Annotated in this window: 14 protein-coding genes; 7 read left to right on the forward strand and 7 right to left on the reverse strand. The window is 72.2% G+C overall.

The window, feature by feature from the left end; genetic code table 11:
* Positions 1 to 83 precede the first annotated feature (83 nt).
* Complete coding sequence (sph, locus tag OG764_RS07805; protein ID WP_328967665.1) at positions 84 to 1,079, forward strand: sphingomyelin phosphodiesterase; 996 nt, start codon at positions 84 to 86, stop codon at positions 1,077 to 1,079.
* 151 nt (positions 1,080 to 1,230) lie between these two features.
* Here sph and OG764_RS07810 read toward each other — a convergent pair whose 3' ends face one another.
* Positions 1,231 to 3,063, reverse strand: a complete 1,833-nt coding sequence (locus OG764_RS07810) for an AMP-dependent synthetase/ligase (RefSeq protein ID WP_328967666.1) — start codon at positions 3,061 to 3,063, stop codon at positions 1,231 to 1,233.
* A gap of 86 nt (positions 3,064 to 3,149) precedes the next feature.
* Between OG764_RS07810 and OG764_RS07815 the strand changes: the two genes are divergently transcribed.
* The 4 genes from OG764_RS07815 (at position 3,150) to OG764_RS07830 (ending at position 8,579) form a co-directional block, all read left to right on the forward strand.
* The gene (locus OG764_RS07815; RefSeq protein ID WP_328967667.1) at positions 3,150 to 3,890 is read left to right on the forward strand and encodes a MerR family transcriptional regulator; all 741 of its coding nucleotides are present in this window, start codon (positions 3,150 to 3,152) and stop codon (positions 3,888 to 3,890) included.
* 170 nt (positions 3,891 to 4,060) lie between these two features.
* Positions 4,061 to 4,888 carry an FAD binding domain-containing protein gene (locus OG764_RS07820; protein ID WP_328967668.1) on the forward strand — a complete coding sequence of 276 codons (828 nt, stop codon included), beginning with the start codon at positions 4,061 to 4,063 and terminating at the stop codon, positions 4,886 to 4,888.
* Positions 4,885 to 7,611, forward strand: coding sequence for a molybdopterin-dependent oxidoreductase (locus OG764_RS07825; protein ID WP_328967669.1), 2,727 nt, complete (start codon positions 4,885 to 4,887; stop codon positions 7,609 to 7,611). Before OG764_RS07820 ends, OG764_RS07825 begins: the two co-directional genes overlap by 4 nt.
* Positions 7,608 to 8,579: an antibiotic biosynthesis monooxygenase gene (locus OG764_RS07830; protein WP_328967670.1), complete on the forward strand. Its 972-nt coding sequence runs from the start codon at positions 7,608 to 7,610 to the stop codon at positions 8,577 to 8,579. Before OG764_RS07825 ends, OG764_RS07830 begins: the two co-directional genes overlap by 4 nt.
* 115 nt (positions 8,580 to 8,694) lie before the next feature.
* On the opposite strand, the gene OG764_RS07835 is transcribed toward OG764_RS07830, so the two are convergent.
* The 5 genes from OG764_RS07835 to OG764_RS07855 form a co-directional block, all read right to left on the reverse strand.
* Positions 8,695 to 10,863, reverse strand: a complete 2,169-nt coding sequence (locus OG764_RS07835) for a 3-hydroxyacyl-CoA dehydrogenase NAD-binding domain-containing protein (protein WP_328967671.1) — start codon at positions 10,861 to 10,863, stop codon at positions 8,695 to 8,697.
* A gap of 54 nt (positions 10,864 to 10,917) precedes the next feature.
* On the reverse strand, positions 10,918 to 12,132 hold the full coding sequence (locus tag OG764_RS07840; protein WP_328967672.1) for an acetyl-CoA C-acetyltransferase: 1,215 nt from the start codon (positions 12,130 to 12,132) through the stop codon (positions 10,918 to 10,920).
* An 84-nt stretch (positions 12,133 to 12,216) separates the two neighbouring features.
* Positions 12,217 to 13,359, reverse strand: coding sequence for an acyl-CoA dehydrogenase family protein (locus OG764_RS07845; protein ID WP_328967673.1), 1,143 nt, complete (start codon positions 13,357 to 13,359; stop codon positions 12,217 to 12,219).
* Positions 13,356 to 14,537, reverse strand: coding sequence for a CaiB/BaiF CoA transferase family protein (locus OG764_RS07850; protein WP_328967674.1), 1,182 nt, complete (start codon positions 14,535 to 14,537; stop codon positions 13,356 to 13,358). Before OG764_RS07850 ends, OG764_RS07845 begins: the two co-directional genes overlap by 4 nt.
* 219 nt (positions 14,538 to 14,756) lie before the next feature.
* Positions 14,757 to 15,149 (reverse strand): MmcQ/YjbR family DNA-binding protein, encoded by a 393-nt coding sequence (locus tag OG764_RS07855; RefSeq protein ID WP_328967675.1) that lies wholly within the window; start codon positions 15,147 to 15,149, stop codon positions 14,757 to 14,759.
* A 78-nt stretch (positions 15,150 to 15,227) separates the two neighbouring features.
* Here OG764_RS07855 and OG764_RS07860 point away from each other — a divergent pair, with 78 nt between their 5' ends.
* A complete protein-coding gene (locus OG764_RS07860; RefSeq protein WP_328967676.1) occupies positions 15,228 to 16,418 on the forward strand; it encodes a saccharopine dehydrogenase family protein in 1,191 nt (396 codons plus the stop codon).
* A 506-nt stretch (positions 16,419 to 16,924) separates the two neighbouring features.
* Here the strand turns inward: OG764_RS07860 and OG764_RS07865 are convergent.
* Positions 16,925 to 17,605, reverse strand: a complete 681-nt coding sequence (locus OG764_RS07865) for an endonuclease V (protein ID WP_328967677.1) — start codon at positions 17,603 to 17,605, stop codon at positions 16,925 to 16,927.
* A gap of 26 nt (positions 17,606 to 17,631) precedes the next feature.
* On the opposite strand from OG764_RS07865, the gene OG764_RS07870 reads away from it, so the two are divergent.
* On the forward strand, positions 17,632 to 17,934 hold the full coding sequence (locus OG764_RS07870; RefSeq protein WP_328967678.1) for a YciI family protein: 303 nt from the start codon (positions 17,632 to 17,634) through the stop codon (positions 17,932 to 17,934).
* The last annotated feature ends 32 nt before the right edge of the window (positions 17,935 to 17,966 follow it).

The following is a 17,966-nucleotide window of genomic DNA, read 5'->3' on the forward strand; positions in this document are numbered from 1 at the left end:
CCGGTGCACGGGTGTTACCCAGAGGTAACTGGGGCTGCTTTGATGGCGCGGTCGATCTTCCCCACAGCATCGCTGGAGACCGCATGCCGCTCGTCGAGCACCGCCGCAACAAGGTCGCCGCCACGGCCGTGACGGCCGTGGCCGCCGCCGCCCTGGCCGCCACCGCCATCACCCCCGCCTCGGCCGCCGGGGCCGAGGCCGCCGCGACCCCGCGGCTGAGCGTCCTCTCGTACAACGTGTTCCTGATGAGCAAGAACCTGTACCCGAACTGGGGCCAGGACCACCGGGCGCGCGAGATACCGAAGGCGTCCTTCTTCCAGGGCCACGACGTGGTCGTGGTGCAGGAGGCGTTCGACAACTCCGCCGGCGACACCCTGAAGGCCGGCGCGGCCGGGCAGTACCCGTACCAGACCCCCGTGATGGGCCGCAGCAAGGACGGCTGGGACGCCACCGGCGGCGCGTACTCGGCGACCACCCCGGAGGACGGCGGCGTCGCGATCCTCAGCAAGTGGCCGATCGTGCGCAAGGAGCAGTACGTCTACAAGGACGCGTGCGGCGCCGACTGGTGGTCCAACAAGGGCTTCGTGTACACGGTCCTGAACGTGAACGGCACCAAGGTCCACGTGGTGGGCACGCACGCCCAGTCCACCGACCCGGGCTGCGACGCGGGCGAGGCGGCGCAGATGCGCAGCCGCCAGTTCAAGAACATCGACGCGTTCCTCGACGCCAAGAACATCCCGGCGAACGAGCAGGTCATGGTCGCGGGCGACATGAACGTGGACTCGCGGACCCCGGAGTACGCGACGATGCTGGCGGACGCGGGCCTGGCGGGCGCCGACGCCCGCACCGGCCACACGTACTCCTTCGACACCCGGGACAACTCGATCGCGAACTATCGCTACCCGACCGACCCGCGCGAGGACCTGGACTACGTCCTGCACCGCGCGGGCCACGCCCGGCCGGCGGGCTGGAACAACAACGTGGTCAAGGAGCAGAGCGCTCCCTGGACGGTCTCCAGCTGGGGCACCTCGTACACGTACTCGAACCTGAGCGACCACTACCCGGTGATCGGCTCCTGACCCGGTAGCCGTGTGCGCCGCCCCCTCTCGCCCTCGGGTCGGGCAGGGGGCGGCTTCGCCGTGTCCGGGCAGTCGGGGTGAACGGATGCGCGGAGTCCGGTGGGCGGGCGGCCGCCCACCGGACAGGGCCGTACGGGTGACTGCCGGGCCGCTAACCCTCCTCGTACATGCCGTCGATGACCTGACGGTACTGCTCGGACACCACGCGGCGGCGGAGCTTGAGCGAGGGGGTCAACTCGCCGCTCTCGGGGCCCCATTCGGACGTCAGCAGCCGGTACTTCTTGATCTGCTCGGTCCGGTTGAGCCGGGCGTTCGCCGCCTCGACCGCCCGGGCGACCTCCTCCCGCACGGCCGGGTGGGCGGCGAGTTCCGCGAGGCCGGCGGGGCCGGGCTGCGTTTCGATGCCGCGGGCCGCGGCCCAGGCGGGTGCCAGCTCCGCGTCCAGGACCAGCAGCGCGACCAGGTAGGAGCGGCCGTCGCCGTGCACCATGGCCTGGCCGATCAGCGGGTGCTCCTTGACGGTGTTCTCGACGAGCGCGGGCGAGATGTTCTTGCCCGTCGAGGTGATGACGAGTTCCTTCTTGCGGTCGGTGATCCAGAGGTAGCCGTCCTCGTCGAGCCGGCCGACGTCCCCGGTGGGGAACCAGCCCTCGGCGTCGCGGGCGTCCTCGACCGTGCCGTCGGCCCGCAGGTAGCCGGAGAAGACGGTGGCGCCGCGGGTGAGGATCTCGCCGTCCGGGGCGACCCGCAGTTCCAGGCCCTCGATCGGCCGGCCCACCGAGCCCAGCCGGAAGCCGTCCGGACTGTTGACCGTGCAGACGCCGGCGGTCTCGGTCAGCCCCCACGCGTCCAGGACCGTGATGCCCCAGCCGGCCCAGAAGCGGACCACGTCGATCGGCATCGGTGCGGTGGCGCTCGCCGTCCACACCAGCCGGTCGAGGCCGGCCATGCCCAGCAGGGGATCGAGGACCTGCTCCTTGGCACGCCGGTACGCCTCCTCCAGCGCGGCCGGCACCTCGGTGCCGCGCTCCCGGTGCTCGGCGTGGCTGCGCGCGAGGTCGTTCGCGGCCTCGATGGCGGCCTGCTGCTCGGCGGGCAGCCGGGCGAGTACGGCCCGTACGGACGCGGCGAGCTTCTCCCACACCCGGGGCACGCCGAAGAACTGCACCGGGTGCAGCTCCCGTACGGACGCGGCCACCGCGGCGGGGTCGGCGCACAGCCGGACGTGCGCGGCCCGCAGCAGCGGCAGGTAGATGCCGAGGATCCGTTCGGCGATGTGCGCGAACGGCAGGTAGCAGAGGTGCTCGGCGTGCTCGGGCAGGTCCACGTGCCGGTCGAGGCGGACGGCCTGGAGCACGATATTGCGGTGGCTGAGCCGGACGCCCTTGGGGTCGCCGGTGGTGCCGGAGGTGTAGACGACGGTCAGCGGGTCCTCGGGGCGGGTCTGGCGCCAGCCCTTCTCGAAGCCCTCGGGGTCGTGCAGGCGGGCCGCGCTCGCGTAGAGGGACGGGTAGCTGTCGTGCCGGCCGGCCTCTGCGGGCTCCACGACGACGAGCCGCTCCAGCGGGATGCCGGGGTCGTCCAGCAGCGGTTCCCAGCGGGCCAGTTCGCGGGCGCCCTCGACGACGGCGAGGCGGGCCCTGCTGTGCCGGGCGATGTGGGCGATCTGGCCGGGCGCCGAGGTCCCGTACACGGTGACGGGGACGGCGCCGAGGTGGACGAGCGCGAGGTCGCTCAGCCAGTGCTCGGGCCGGTTGCCCATCATCATCAGGACGTGGTCGCCGCGGCCGGCCCCCAGGGCCGCGTAGCCGGCGGCGAGGACGGCCACCTTGCGGCGGACCTCGGACCAGCTCAGGGTCTGCCAGTCGGCGCCGGTCCGCCAGGAGACGGCGGGCAGGTCCCCGTACTCCTCGGCATTGCGGGCGAGCAGGACGGGGAGGGTGAGGGAGTCGGGAGGTGCGGGCAGTCGCAGTGCAGTGGGCATGGGCAGCTCCTGGCCGTTTCACATCGATGGTGCGACAGCAATACTGTTGAACCTGAAGCGGAGGATCAGAGAGCGAGGCACAGCCGATGACCACCCAGGCGCAGGAGCCCGCGCTCACCGTCGACGAGCTGGCCGCGCGGGCCGGCGTCACCGTCCGTACCGTACGTTTCTACAGCACGCGCGGGCTTTTGCCCCCTCCCGTGATCGGTCCCCGGCGGGTGGGCCACTACGGGCCGGAGCACCTGTCCCGGCTGGCCCTGATCGAGGAACTGCAGCACCAGGGCATGACCCTGTCCGCCATCGAGCGCTACCTGGAAGCGCTGCCCGACGACCTGAGCGCGCACGACCTGGCGATCCACCGGGCGATGGTGGCCAGTTGGGCCCCGGACACGGCCCAGGAGGTCTCGCGCGAGGACCTGGAGAAGCGGGCCGGGCGGAGCCTGTCGGACACCGACGTCCGGCGGCTGACGGCGATGAACGTCCTCGCCGCCTCGGGCGACGGGTTCCGGGTGGACGTGGGGCTGCTGCGGCTGGGGGTCGCGCTGCTCGACGTACCGATCGCGCACGAGACGATCCTGGCGGCGCGGCGGGTGCTGGTGGAGCACACCCGGTCGGCGGCGCACGAACTGACCCGGCTGTTCCGGGACGAGGTGTGGGGTCCCTTCACCGAGGAGGAACGGGACCCGGAGCGCGTGGAGTCGATGAAGCTGCTGTCCGCGCACATGCAGCCGATGGTGGTGCAGGCGCTGGTGACCGCCTTCCAGCGGTCGCTGAGGGAAGAGCTGCGGGCGGCGTTCGAGTCCGGCGAGACGCCCGGCGGACCGTAGCCGCAGCCCAACGCCCTGCCTTCGCGGGGCGGGCCCGTCCTCAGTACGCTGGAAGGGAGTCTTCGCGCCCGCCGCCCCCTGCTCCGAGCGGGTCTGCTCCCGGCGGCCCCCCTGCGGACTCTGCCGCTCAAGGTGGCGGCCACCCCTGCGCGTGAGGGGCAGGTGTTCCCATGGACCTCAACACCATCGGCGAAGTCGTCCGGCGGCCGTCCGACCGGCCGGGCGCAGACTGGCGCGAAGGCGATGCCTGGCTCGCGGGCGGGACGTGGCTGTTCTCCGCCGAGCAGCCGGACCTGCGCCGCCTGGTCGACCTGACGGCACTGGGCTGGGACCCCCTCGTGCCGGGCGACGCGGGCCTGGAGATCGGCGCCACGTGCACCATCCGGGACCTGTACGCGTTCACACCGCCGGCCGACTGGATCGCGGGCCCCCTCCTCGCGCAGAGCTGCGAGGCGTTCCTGTCCTCGTTCAAGGTCTGGAACGCGGCGACCGTCGGCGGGAACATCTGCCTGTCCCTGCCGGCCGGCCCCATGATCACGCTGACGGTCGCGCTCGAGGCCGCGTACGAGCTGTGGGCTCCCGACGGGTCGATACGTACCGTCGACGCCCTCGACTTCGTGACCGGGAACCACCGGAACGTCCTCGTCCCCGGGGAAATCCTGCGGCGCATCCGCATTCCGGCACACGCCCTGCGCAAGCGCACCGCCCACCGCCGCTTCACCCTGACCCGCCTCGGCCGCTCCACGGTGTTCCTCGTCGGGACCCGGACGCCGGGGAGGAGCGACCTGCTGCTCACCGTCACCGCCGGCACCACGCGCCCGGTGCGCATCGCCTTCGATTCCGCGCCCGATGCCCGCGCCGTGCAGCAGAGCATCAACGCGATCCCCGCCGACGTCTGGTTCGCCGACCCGAACGGGACCCCGGACCACCGCCACCACCTCACCCTGCACTTCGCCGAAGAGATCCGCCACGCACTCACGGCTGGGGGCCAGGCATGACCTACACCGTGAACGGCCGTAACTTCTCCGAAGAACCGGACCCCGGCCAGTGCCTGCGCACGTTCCTGCGCGCGCTGGGGCACTTCGGCGTGAAGAAGGGCTGCGACGCGGGCGACTGCGGCGCGTGCACCGTGTGGCTGGACGGCGCTCCGGTGCACAGCTGCATCACCCCCGCCTTCCGCGCGGAAGGCCACGAGGTGACCACGATCGAGGGCCTCGGAGCACCCGGCGACCTGCATCCCGCCCAGCGCCGCTTCCGGGACGCCCCGGGTTTCCAGTGCGGTTTCTGCACCGCAGGGATGATCATGACGTCGGCGACGTTCACCGAGGCCCAGAAGGCGGACCTGCCACGGGCGTTGAAGGGCAACCTCTGCCGCTGCACCGGCTACCGGGCGATCGAGGACGCGGTGAAGGGCGTCACCGGCGTGCAGACGGCCGCGCCGGGACGGGCCGTCGGAACGAGCGTCGGCGCGCCGGCGGCCGAGGACGTGGTGACCGGTCGCGCCGAGTTCACGATGGACACCCGCATGGACGGCATGCTGCACCTCAAGGTGCTGCACTCGCCCCACGCGCACGCCCGCATCCTCTCGATCGACAAGACCGCCGCGCTCGCGGTCCCCGGCGTGCAGCGCGTCTACACCTGGGAGGACGTGCCGCGCAAACGCTTCACCACGGCGATCCACACCGACCACCTCGTCGATCCGGACGACACGTACATCCTCGACGACACGGTCCGCTTCGCCGGCCAGCGCGTCGTCGCGGTGCTCGCCGACACGGTCGGGGCGGCCGAGGAGGGCTGCCGGAAGGTGGCCGTGGAGTACGAGGTGCTGCCGGCGGTCTTCGACCCCGAGAAGGCCATGGCCGACGGGGCGCCGCAACTGCACGGCTCGGAGGACCCGTTCGCCAGCGACCACGTGCACAACCTCCTGCTGGAGCTCCACTCGCACATCGGCGACGTCGACGCGGGCTTCGCCGCGGCCGACGTGATCCACGAGGGCACGTACGTCTCACCGCGCGTGCAGCACGCGCACCTGGAGACGCACGGCTCGATCGCCTGGATGGAGGACGGCCGGCTGAACGTCCGCACCAGCTCCCAGTCGCCGTCGATCGCGAAGGTCAAACTGGCCTATCTGTTCGCGCTGCGCCCGGACCAGCTCCGTGTGTTCTGCAAGCGCGTCGGCGGCGGTTTCGGCGGCAAGCAGGAGGTCATCTCGGAGGACCTGGCCGCGCTCGCCGCCCTCGACACCGGGCGGCCCGTCTCCTTCGAGTACACGCGCGAGGAGGAGTTCACCACGGCCTCGCCCCGGCATCCGATGAAGCTGACGGTCAAGCTCGGCGCGAAGGCCGACGGCACGCTCACCGCCTTCCAGGTCCGCAACGTGTCCAACACGGGCGCCTACGGCAACCACGGCGGCGAGACCCTGTACGCGGGCGGCGCCGCCGTCATGATCTACCGCTGCCCCAACAAGAAGTACGACGCCTTCTCCGTCTACACGAACACCGTTCCGAGCGGCGCCCTGCGCGGCTACGGCATGACCCAGCCGGCCTTCGCGGTGGAATCGGCGATGGACGAGCTGGCCCTGGCCCTGCACATGGATCCGCTCGCGCTGCGGCGCCGCAACATCGTGCGCCCGGGCGAGCCGCTCGTCGCCCTGCACGACGGGCCCGACGACGTGGTGTTCCACGAGGACGGGCTCGGCAAGTGCATCGACCTCGTGGCCGGCGAGCTGGCCCGTACGGCCGACCAGCCCTCTCCCGGACCCGGCTGGCTCGTCGGGGTCGGCGTCGCCAGTTCGATGCACGAGACCGCGCCCCCGACCGAGCACGTCTCCGAGGCCTGGCTCACGCTCGGCGACGACCTCGTGTACGAACTGGCCGTCGGCACGGTCGAGTTCGGGGAGGGCACGTCGACCGCGCACGTCCAGATCGCGGCCAACCAACTGGGTACGACGCCGTCGCGGATCCGCCTCGTGCAGTCCGACACGGACCGCACGGGGTTCGACACCGGCGCCTTCGCGAGTGCCGGACTCTTCGTGGCGGGCAACGCGGTCCTGCGGGCGGCCGACGCGGTGCGCGACCGCATTCTCGACTTCGCCGCCACGTACACGGGCGTGCACGTCGTGATGTGCTCGATGGACCTCGACGACGTCGTCTGCGGGGACGAGCGCGTCCCGCTGGCCACGCTCGTCGCCGAGGCCCGGGCGCGCGGCATCCGGTTCACGGCCGCGCGCAAGGCGTACGGCTCGCCCCGCAGCGTCACCTCCAACACGCACGGCTTCCGCGTCGCCGTCCACCGGGTGACGGGTGAGATCCGGGTCCTGCACAGCGTCCAGGCGACCGACGCCGGTGTGCTCATCAACCCGGAACAGGTCCGGGGGCAGGTGGAAGGCGGTGTCGCCCAGGGCATCGGATTCGCGCTGACCGAGAACTTCCAGGTCGACGCGGACGGCATGATGGCCAACCCGAACCTCCGCAACTACCGCATCCCGACCTACGCCGATGTGCCCCGCACCGACGTGCTCCTGGTCGGCTCCTCGGACTCCGTCGGGGCCCTGCGGTCGAAGGGAATGGCGGAGTGCTGCATCAACCCGGTGGCCCCCGCGCTGGCCAACGCGGTCCGCGACGCCACCGGTATCCGCTACCGCGAGCTGCCCCTCACTCCGGAACGGATCTACGCGCGGCTCGTGGAGAGCCGGCAGGCGCGGACGGGCACGCGACGATGACGGCCAACGGGCAGACGGACGCCGCAGCGACGGTCATCATCGGCCGGAAGGTCCGCCCCGGCATGGAGCGGGCGTACGAGAAGTGGCAGGAGGAGGTCAACGCCGCCGCCGCCCGCTACGCCGGTCACCTCGGCGCCGAGGTGACCAAGCCGACCGCCCTGCAGCCCGAATGGGTGATCGTCTACCGGTTCGACTCGGTGGCCCATCTACAGGCGTGGATGAACGGCGCGACCAGGCAGCGGCTCCTCGACGTCGGCGCGCACTATTTCGACGGTCCGGCCACCCAGCAGGTGATCAGCGGCGGCACGCAGCCGACGGACCCGCTCGTGACCGTGGTGGTGAGCCACCGCGTCCGCCCGGACAACGTCGACGACTTCCTCGCCTGGCAGGAGCGCCTGCGCCAGGAGGAGAGCAAGTTCGAAGGGTTTCGCGGTACGGAGATCTTCCGCCCCGTCGAAGGCCTCCAGGACGAGTGGACCACCCTGTACCGCTACGACAACGCCGAGCACCTGGACGCCTGGCTGACGTCGGAGAAGCGGCGGGAGATGCTCGCCGAGGGGGAGAGGTTCGACGACTTCAGACTGCGCACGATCGACAACTCGTTCGGCAGTTGGTTCGCCTTCGAGGAGAACGGCAAGGAAGCGCCGCCGCCCTCGGACACCAAGACCGCCGTCGCGGTCTGGGTCGGGCTGTACCCGACCGTCGTGCTGCTGAGCCTCGCCCTGCACCCGCTGGGCATGCCGTTCTGGCTCGGGCTCCTCGTGGGCAACCTGCTGTCGAGCTTCATCATGAGCTTCTTCACGATGCCGCACTACGTGAACCGGCTGCTCCGGCGGTGGCTGTGGCCCGCACCGGGCGAATCGCCCGCCAGGACCAGACTCGTCGGGGGCGGCATCGTCGCCGCGCTGACCGTGTTCTGGGTCGGCGTCTTCTACCTCGTGACGGAGGTGTTCTGGACTCTGCCCTGACCCGGACGCTCCCCTGACCCGCACGCTTCCCCGGCCCGGACGCTCCCCCTGGCCCGGGGGCCGCGGAGGGGCAGGCGGGCAGGGCGCTACCCGGCCCGCCTGCTCCCGCACGGCTCTAGTCGGTGAACGTCTCGCCGCGCTCGGCCTTCTCGACGAGCAGGGCGGGCGGGGTGAAGCGCTCGCCGTAGGCGGCGGCCAGTTCGCGGGCGCGGGCCGTGAAGCCGGGCAGGCCGCCTTCGTAGCCGTTGATGTACTGGATCACGCCGCCCGTCCAGGCCGGGAAGCCGATGCCCATGATGGAGCCGATGTTGGCGTCGGCCACCGAGGTGAGCACGCCCTCCTCGAAGAGGCGCACGGTGTCCAGCGCCTCCGCGAAGAGCATTCGCTCCTTCATGTCCTCGAAGGGGATCTCCGCGTCCGGCTTGGCGAAGTGCTCGCGCAGCCCCGGCCACAGGCGGACGCGCTTGCCGTCGGCGTACTCGTAGAAGCCGGCGCCGCCGCTGCGGCCGGGGCGCTCGAACTCGTCGACCATGCGGTCGATGACACGGTCCGCCGGGTGCTCGGTCCAGCTGCCGCCCTGCGCCTCGACGGCCTTGCGGGACTCGTTGCGGATCTTGCGGGGCAGGGTCAGGGTGAGCTCGTCCATCAAGGAGAGCACCTTGGCCGGGTAGCCGGCCTGTGCGGCCGCCTGCTCGATCGAGGCGGGCTCGATGCCCTCGCCGACCATGGCGACGCCCTCGTTGATGAACTGGCCGATGACGCGCGAGGTGAAGAAGCCGCGGGAGTCGTTGACCACGATCGGGGTCTTGTTGATCTGGCGCACCAGGTCGAAGGCGCGGGCGAGCGCCTCGTCGCCGGTCTGCGCGCCCTTGATGATCTCCACCAGCGGCATCTTGTCGACGGGCGAGAAGAAGTGCAGGCCGATGAAGTCGGCGGGCCGCTTGACGCCCTCGGCGAGCCCGGTGATGGGCAGCGTGGAGGTGTTCGAGCACAGCAGCGCGTCGGGCTCGATGACGTCCTGGATCTCCTGGAACACCCGGTGCTTGAGCCCGGTGTCCTCGAAGACGGCCTCGATGACGGCGTCGCAGCCCGCGAGGTCGGCGACGTCCGCGGTGGGGGTGATCCGGGCCAGCAGCTCGGCGCGCTTGGCCTCGGTGGTGCGGCCCCGGGACAGCGCCTTGTCGAGGAGCTTCTCGGAGTACGCCTTCCCGGGCGCGGCGGCCTCGGCGGTGACGTCCTTGAGGACGACCTCGATCCCGGCCCGGGCGCAGGAGTACGCGATGCCCGCGCCCATCATGCCGGCGCCGAGCACGGCGACCTTGCGGACCCGGCGCGGTGCGATGCCCTGGGGGCGGCTGGCACCGGAGTTGACGGCCTGGAGGTCGAAGAAGAACGCCTGGATCATGTTCTTGGCGGTCTGCCCGGTGACCAGCTCGGTGAAGTAGCGGGCCTCGATGACCAGGGCGGTGTCGAAGTCGACCTGGGTGCCCTCGACGGCGCAGGCGAGGATGTTGCGCGGCGCCGGGTAGGGGGCGCCGGCGAGCTGCTTCTTCAGGTTGGCCGGGAAGGCCGGCAGGTTGGCGGCGAACCGCGGGTTCGACGGGGTGCCGCCGGGGATCTTGTAGCCGGGGACGTCCCAGGGCTGCTGCGACTCGGGGTGCGCGTCGATGAAGGCGCGGGCCTTGGCGAGCATCTCCTCGGGGGTGGCGGCGAGTTCGTGGACCAGGCCGTTGTCGAGGGCGCGCTGCGGGTTGTACTGGGTGCCCTGGAGGAGCACCTTGAGCAGGGCGTCGGCGATGCCCATCAGGCGGACCGTACGGGTCACGCCGCCGCCGGCCGGGAGCAGGCCGAGGGTGACCTCGGGCAGGCCGATCTTGGAGCCGGGGGCGTCGAGGGCGACCCGGTGGTGGCAGGCCAGGGCGATCTCGTAACCGCCGCCGAGGGCCGCGCCGTTGATGGCGGCGACGACCGGCTTGCCGAGGGTTTCGATGCGGCGCAGGGACCGCTTGATGGCGGTGCCGGTCTCGAAGGCGAGGTGGGCGTCCTCGGGGCGGAGCCGGATCATGTCCTTGAGGTCGCCGCCCGCGAAGAAGGTCTTCTTCGCCGAGGTGAAGATGATCCCGCGGATGGAGTCCTTCTCGGCCTCGGCCCGGTCGGCGATCGCGTCGATGGACGCCTTGAAGGCCTGGTTCATCGTGTTCGCGGACTGGTTGGGGTCGTCCAGGACGAGGGTGACGACGCCGGTCTCGTCCTGTTCCCAGCGGATCGTGGTGGACTCGCTCATGTTCGCTACTTCCGTGTCAGACGGGTCGGAGAGGGGGGATGGGGAACGGACGGTTCAGAGGCGTTCGACGACGGTGGCGACGCCCATGCCGCCGCCGACGCAGAGGGTCACGAGGCCGTAGCGCTTGTCCTGGCGCTCCAGTTCGTCGACGACGGTGCCGAGGATCATCGCGCCGGTGGCGCCGAGCGGGTGGCCGAGCGCGATCGCGCCGCCGTTGACGTTGACCTTGTCCAGGGAGACGCCCATGTCCTTGACGAAGCGGAGCACGACGCCGGCGAAGGCCTCGTTGATCTCGATGAGGTCGATGTCGTCGATGGTCAGGCCGGCCTTGGCGAGGGCCTTGCGGGTGGCGGGGGCGGGGCCGGTGAGCATGATGGTGGGCTCGGAGCCGGACACGGCCGCCGACACGATCCGGGCGCGCGGGGTGAGGCCGTTGCGCTCGCCGGCCTCGCGGGAGCCGATGGCGACGAGCGAGGCGCCGTCGACGATGCCGGAGGAGTTGCCGGCGTGGTGGACGTGGTCGATCTTCTCGACCCAGTGGTACTTCTGCAGGGCGACGGCGTCGAAGCCGCCGAGCTCGCCGATGTCCGCGAAGGACGGCTTCAGCCTGGCGAGGGTGTCGGCGGTGGTGCCGGGGCGGATGAACTCGTCGTGGTCCAGGACGACCAGCCCGTTGCGGTCGGTGACCGGGACGACGGACTTGGCGAAGTGTCCGGCCTTGACGGCGGCGGCGGCCCGTTCCTGGGAGAGCGCCGCGTACTCGTCCACGTCGCGCCGGGAGAAGCCCTCGATGGTGGCGATCAGGTCGGCGCCGATGCCCTGCGGGACGAATCCGGTGTCCCAGTTGGTCATCGGGTCGGCGAACCAGGCGCCGCCGTCGGAGGCCATCGGCACCCGGGACATGGACTCGACGCCGCCGGCGAGCACCAGGTCCTCCCAGCCGGAACGGACCTTGGCGGCCGCCATGTTGACGGCTTCCAGGCCGGAGGCACAGAAGCGGTTCTCCTGGACGCCGGCCACGGTGTCGGGCAGGCCCGCGGCGATGGCCGCGATCCGGGCGATGTCGGAGCCCTGGTCGCCGACCGGGCCGACCACGCCGAGCACGATGTCGTCGATGGTCGCCGGGTCCAGGCCGGGGTTGCGCTCGCGCAGCGCGTGGATGAGACCGACGACCAGGTCGATCGGCTTGGTGCCGTGCAGGGCGCCGTTGGCCTTGCCGCGGCCGCGCGGCGTGCGGATCGCGTCGTATACGTAAGCTTCGGTGCTCACTGGTCAAGCCTTTCGAAAGTGCGGGGCGGGAGGTGAGGAGGGGTGGGTGCCGTGGCCGTCGGGCGGTCTTCGCACCGGACACCCCTAGCCGAGCAGGGAACGGCCGATGATCTCCTTCATGATCTCGGTCGTGCCGCCGTAGATGGTCTGGATGCGGCCGTCGGTGAAGGCCCGGGCGACCCGGTATTCGGTCATGTAGCCGTATCCCCCGTGAAGTTGGAGGCAGCGGTCCGCGACCCGCTTCTGGAGCTCGGTGGCCCACCACTTGGCCATGGAGGCGTGTACGGCGTCGAGCTCGCCGTTGGCGTGGTCCACGATGCAGCGGTCCAGGAACGTGCGGGTGACGGCGCACTCGGTGGCCATCTCCGCGATCTCGAAGCGGATGTGCTGGAGCTTGGCGAGCGGCCGGCCGAAGGCCTCGCGCTCCTTGACGTACCCGGTGGTGATCTCCAGCAGGTGCTCGGCGCCCGCGATGGCGGCCATCGCGATGCCCATCCGCTCCTGCGCGAGGTTGGTCATCAGGTGCACGAACGCGCCGTTGAGCTCGCCGAGCAGGTTCTCCTTGGGGACGCGGACGTCGTGGAAGAACAGTTCGGCGGTGTCCTGGGACTTCTGGCCGATCTTGTCGAGGTTGCGGCCGCGTTCGAAGCCCTCGGCGCCGCGCTCGACGACGAGCAGCGACAGGCCGTGCGCGCCGCCCTCCGGGGTGGTCTTCGCGACCACGATCACCAGGTCGGCCAGGATGCCGTTGGAGATGAAGGTCTTGGAGCCGTTGAGCAGCCAGTGGTCGCCGCGGTCCGCTGCGGCGGTCCGGATCCCCTGGAGGTCGGAGCCGGCGCCCGGCTCGGTCATGGCGATCGCGGTGACGGTCTCGCCGCTGCAGAAGCCGGGCAGCCAGCGGCGCTTCTGCTCCTCCGTGCCGAGCGAGGTGAGGTACGGGCCGATGATGTCGTTGTGCAGGCCCAGCGCCAGGCCGGGGGCGCCGGCCCGGGTGAATTCCTCGGCGAGGACGGCGGCGTAGCGGAAGTCGGGGTTCCCGCCGCCGCCGTACTCCTCGGGCACGGCGAGGCCCAGCAGGCCCTGGCGGCCGGCCGCGCGCCAGGCGTCCCGGCTGACGATGCCGTCCTGCTCCCACTGGTCGTAGTACGGCAGCACCTCCTTGGCGAGGAAGGTGCGGACGGTCTCGCGGAACGCCTCGTGGTCCGCGTCGAAGATCTGGCGCTTCATCGGTTCTCCGCTGGGGTGTCGAGGGCGTCGGGTGCGTCGAGGGCGGGGACCGCCCAGTCGCGGGCCACCTCCGCGGTGTGGGCACCGGGCTGGGCCGGCCCGCTGTGCACGGCGCCCGGGGTGGCCGAGAACCGGGGGGCGGGCGCCGGCTGGGTGATCCCGCCGAAGTCGGTGAAGGTGCCGCGGGCGGCGAGGTGCGGGTGGTGCGGGGCCTCGCGCAGCGAGAGCACGGGTGCCACGCAGGCGTCCGAGTCCTCGAAGACGGCCGTCCACTCGGCGCGGGTACGGGTGCGGAACGCGGCGGCGACGGTCTCGCGGAGCTCGCCCCAGCGGGCCGGGTCCTTGCGGGCCGGGGCCGCGTCCTTGATGCCGAGGAGCGCGGTGAACTCGTCGTAGAACTGCTGCTCCAGCGCGCCGACCGCCATGTACTGGCCGTCGGAGGTCGCGTAGGTGCCGTAGAAGGGGCAGCCGCCGTCGAGCAGGTTGGCGCCGCGCCGGTCCTGCCAGCCGCCCGCCGCGACCATGCCGTGGATCATCGCGGTGAGGTGGGCGGTGCCGTCGACGATCGCGGCGTCCACGGTCTGGCCGGTGCCGGTGGCGCGGGCGTGCTGGAGCGCCGCGAGCACCCCGATGACCAGGTAGAGGGAGCCGCCGGCGTAGTCGCCGACCAGGTTGGCGGGGACGGCCGGGGGCTCGTCCGGGTTGCCGATCATGCCGAGGGCGCCGGTGATGGCGATGTAGCCGATGTCGTGTCCGGCGCGCTGCGCGAGCGGGCCGTCCTGGCCCCAGCCGGTCATCCGGCCGTAGACCAGTCTCGGATTGCGGGCCCGGCAGGCGTCGGGGCCGACGCCGAGGCGTTCGGCGACGCCGGGGCGGAAGCCCTCGATGAGGACGTCGGCGCGCTCGACCAGGTCCAGCACGGTGGCGGGGCCGTCCGGTGCCTTCAGGTCGACGAGTACGGAGCGCTTGTTGCGGTTGGTGACGTCGTAGGCGGGGTTGATCGCGAGCCCGCCGCCGCCGGGGCGGTCCACCCGGACCACGTCGGCGCCCAGGTCGGCCAGGAGCATGGCGGCGAACGGGCCGGGTCCGATGCCGGCCAGCTCCACGACCCGCACCCCGACCAGCGGGCCGGTGCCGGCGCCGGTCGCGCCGCCGGTCTCGTTCCCTGTCACTGCCATCGAGCCCCCAGGTACCCAGGTATGTGACACAACTGATGTCACACCAGTGATGCTAGGAACGCGTTCCACTCAGCACAAGCCCCTGGGCGAGCAAGCGCTTAGCTCTTTTCGGCCGCGCGGCCGGGGCCGGGCGGCACCGGGGCCGGACTCGGGCCGGACCTCATGCGCCCCCGGGCGGATGCGGGGCCGCACTCCGGCCGGGCCCGGGCCGGACACGGCCTACGGTCTGCCCCCGGGCCGCGCGTCGAGGGTCTTGACCAGGGTCTTCGGCGCCACGGTCCGGTAGCTCTCCTCGACCCACTCGCACAGCACCTGGGCCGCGGGCGCCCCCTTCTCCCCCAGCGGCACCGACACCCACCCCGCGCGCCCGAGCCCGTACCCGGTGGGCTCGGCGCCGGGCGCGGCCATCGCGTGCTCGTGCAGGGTCTCGTCCTTGAGCTTCACGGACACTCCGGGCGGATTCGGGCCGTCGGCGTTGCCCAGGAAGACGAAGATCTTCTTGTTGACCTTCACCACGCAGCCCTCGGGCCCCCACGGGAACTCCTCGGCCGCACCCGGCAGATCGAGGGCGAATGCCCGTACTTGCTCCCACTTGCGGACGGCGTTCCTCATCGCCTTGCCTCCCTGGTCGCGCGGGCCTCTGGGGCTCACGCTAGCCTCGGCCACCGACAACAGCCGGGAGGAGCGGGCATGAACAGACCGGACGGGCCCGAGCGGGCGTACGACGTGGTGCTTTTCGGCGCGACGGGCTTCGTGGGCGAACTCACCGCCGAGTACCTCGCCGGCCACGCGCCCGCGGGCTGCCGATGGGCCCTGGCCGGCCGCAGCAAGGAGAAGCTGGAGCGGCTGCGCGAGCGGCTCGCCCGGCAGCATCCGCACTGCGCCGAACTGCCCCTGCTCGTCGCGGACGCGCGTGACGGGGCCGCGCTGCGCGAGCTGGCCGCCGCCACCCGTGTGCTCGCCACCACCGTCGGCCCGTACGTCTGGTACGGCGAGGGGCTGGTCGCCGCGTGCGCGGAGGCCGGCACCGACTACGTGGACCTGACCGGCGAGCCGGAGTTCGTGGACCGCATGTTCCTGCGGTACGACGCGCGGGCCCGCGAGACCGGCGCCCGGATCGTGCACGCCTGCGGGTTCGACTCCGTGCCGCACGACCTCGGCGTCTGGTTCACGGTGCAGCAGCTACCGGTGGGCGTACCGCTGCGGGTGGACGGGTTCGTCCGGTCGAACGCCCTGTTCTCGGGCGGCACCCTCGCCTCCGCGCTCACCGCGATGGGCCGCGGGCCGCAGGCCCTGGCGGCGGCCCGGGAGCGGCGGCTGCACGAGCCGCGGCTGCTGGGCCGGCGGGCCGTGGCGCCGATGGGCGCGCCGCGGTTCAGCCGCGAGACCGGCACGTGGGCGCTGCCGCTGCCGTCGCTGGACCCGCGGATCGTCGCCCGGTCGGCGGCGGCGCTGGAGCGGTACGGGCCGGACTTCCGCTACCGGCACTACGCGTCCGTCAAGCGGCTGCCGGTGGTGCTGGGCGGTACGGCGGCGCTCGGGGCGACCGTCGCACTGGCCCAGGTCCCGGCGGCCCGGCGCTGGCTGATGGCCCGCTGGGAGCCGGGCTCGGGGCCGGACGCCGCGCGGCGGGCGCGCAGCTGGTTCACCGTGCGGTTCGTGGGCGAGGGCGGCGGCCGGCGGGTCTACACGGAGGTCTCGGGCGGCGACCCCGGCTACGGGGAGACGGCCAAGATGCTGGCAGAGTCGGCTCTGTGCCTGGCGTACGACGAACTCCCCGCGACGGCGGGCCAGGTCACCACGGCAGTCGCCATGGGCGACGCCCTGACGGCCCGCCTCCGCGCAGCAGGCATCACCTTCCGCGTAGCCGCCACCCACTGACGGCCCCGGCCCCGCCGACTCTGCGTGCGCGATACCCGGCCGCGCCGGCGTTGGAGCCCCGGGTCCGGGCAGAGCCCGGCGACCCCTGGATAGCAGCCCCTCCGGCGCTTGAGGAGCGGGTCCGGGCAGAGCCCGGCAACCCCGCGCACTCTTCAGCCCCTCCGGCGCTTGAGGAGCGGGTCCGGGCGGAGCCCGGTGCCCGGCGTCAGCCGGGTTGTCTTGGGGCACCGCCCCAAACCCCGCGCCTCAAACGCCGGCGAGGCTGGAGGTTGCCCCACAGGGCGTGGCGAGGCTGGGTGTTACGCCCCAGGGCACCGGCGAAGCCGGGGATGCGCCTCACGGTGCCGGCAAGGCTGGAATTGCCGCACGCAGCGCCGACGAGGGCTGGGTGTTACGCCTCAGGGCACCGGCAAGGCTGGGTGTTGCGCCCCAAGGCGCGGGCGAGGCCGGGGTGTTACACGCCAGGGCACCGGCAGGGCCGGAGGTCGGCCCACCCGTGCCGGCGGTCAGCGCTGGGCTTCGCGTAGGGCGCGCCGGCACAGCGCATCGGCCCGCCGCGTACTCTCCGGCACCCGGAAGCGCGGGCTCAGCGCAAGCGTGTGCGCGCACGCCGCGTCCAGCGAGACCCGGTGCCCCACGGACACGAACACCGGCTTCACACCCCGCTGGGTCCGCAGCGCCCGCCCGACCTCGACGCCGTCGGGGCCGAGCAGCGGGGCGAAGTCCCCGCGCCGTTCACCGGGCGGCGCATGGTGGAACGTGAACGGATTCTTCGCGACGCCGACCGTGGGCAGCCCGGTCACCACACCGAGGTGGCTGGCGAGCCCGAACCCGCGCGGATGGGCGATCCCGTACCCGTCGCACACGACGAGCGAGGGCGCCGCGGTCAACGCGTCGAGCGCGGCGAGCACCGTCGGCAGCTCGCGGAAGGCGAGCAGGCCCGGCACGTAGGGGAAGGTGACGTTGCCGACGGCGGTCGCCTCTTCGACGGTCTCCAGCGTGGCCGCGTCAAGGACGACGGCAGCGGCGGCGACCAGGTCGCGCTCGTCGTCGTAGGCGACGTCGACACCCGCGACGAGCCCCGCGCCGGGGGGCGGACCGGGCTCGTCCCGGACCACCTGTGCGCGGAGTTCGTCCTGTATCGCCCGGGCCTCGGCCTCGTCGGCGGGGGTCTTCACACTCGTCATGGTGGTCCGAGAGTAGCCTGACGATCATGTTCGTAATGGAGTTGACCTACACCGCGCCCATCGAAGCCGTCGAGGAGGTCCTGGACGACCACATCGCCTGGCTGGACCGCTATTACGCGGCGGGGGTGTTCCTAGCCTCGGGCCGCAAGGTCCCGCGGGACGGCGGTGTGATCCTGGCCGCCGGGACCTCGCGGGAGGAGGTGGAGCGGATCGCGGACGAGGACCCGTTCACGGTGGCGGGCGTGTGCACGTACCGGGTCACGGAGTTCATCGCCACGAAGACCTCGGCGGACCTGAGCACGGTCCGCGAGGCCCTGCCGGCCGCCTGACCTCCGGTCCGCTGCGACAGACGACCCCTCGC

The organism is Streptomyces sp. NBC_00239 (assembly GCF_036194065.1).
Lineage (GTDB): Bacteria > Actinomycetota > Actinomycetes > Streptomycetales > Streptomycetaceae > Streptomyces.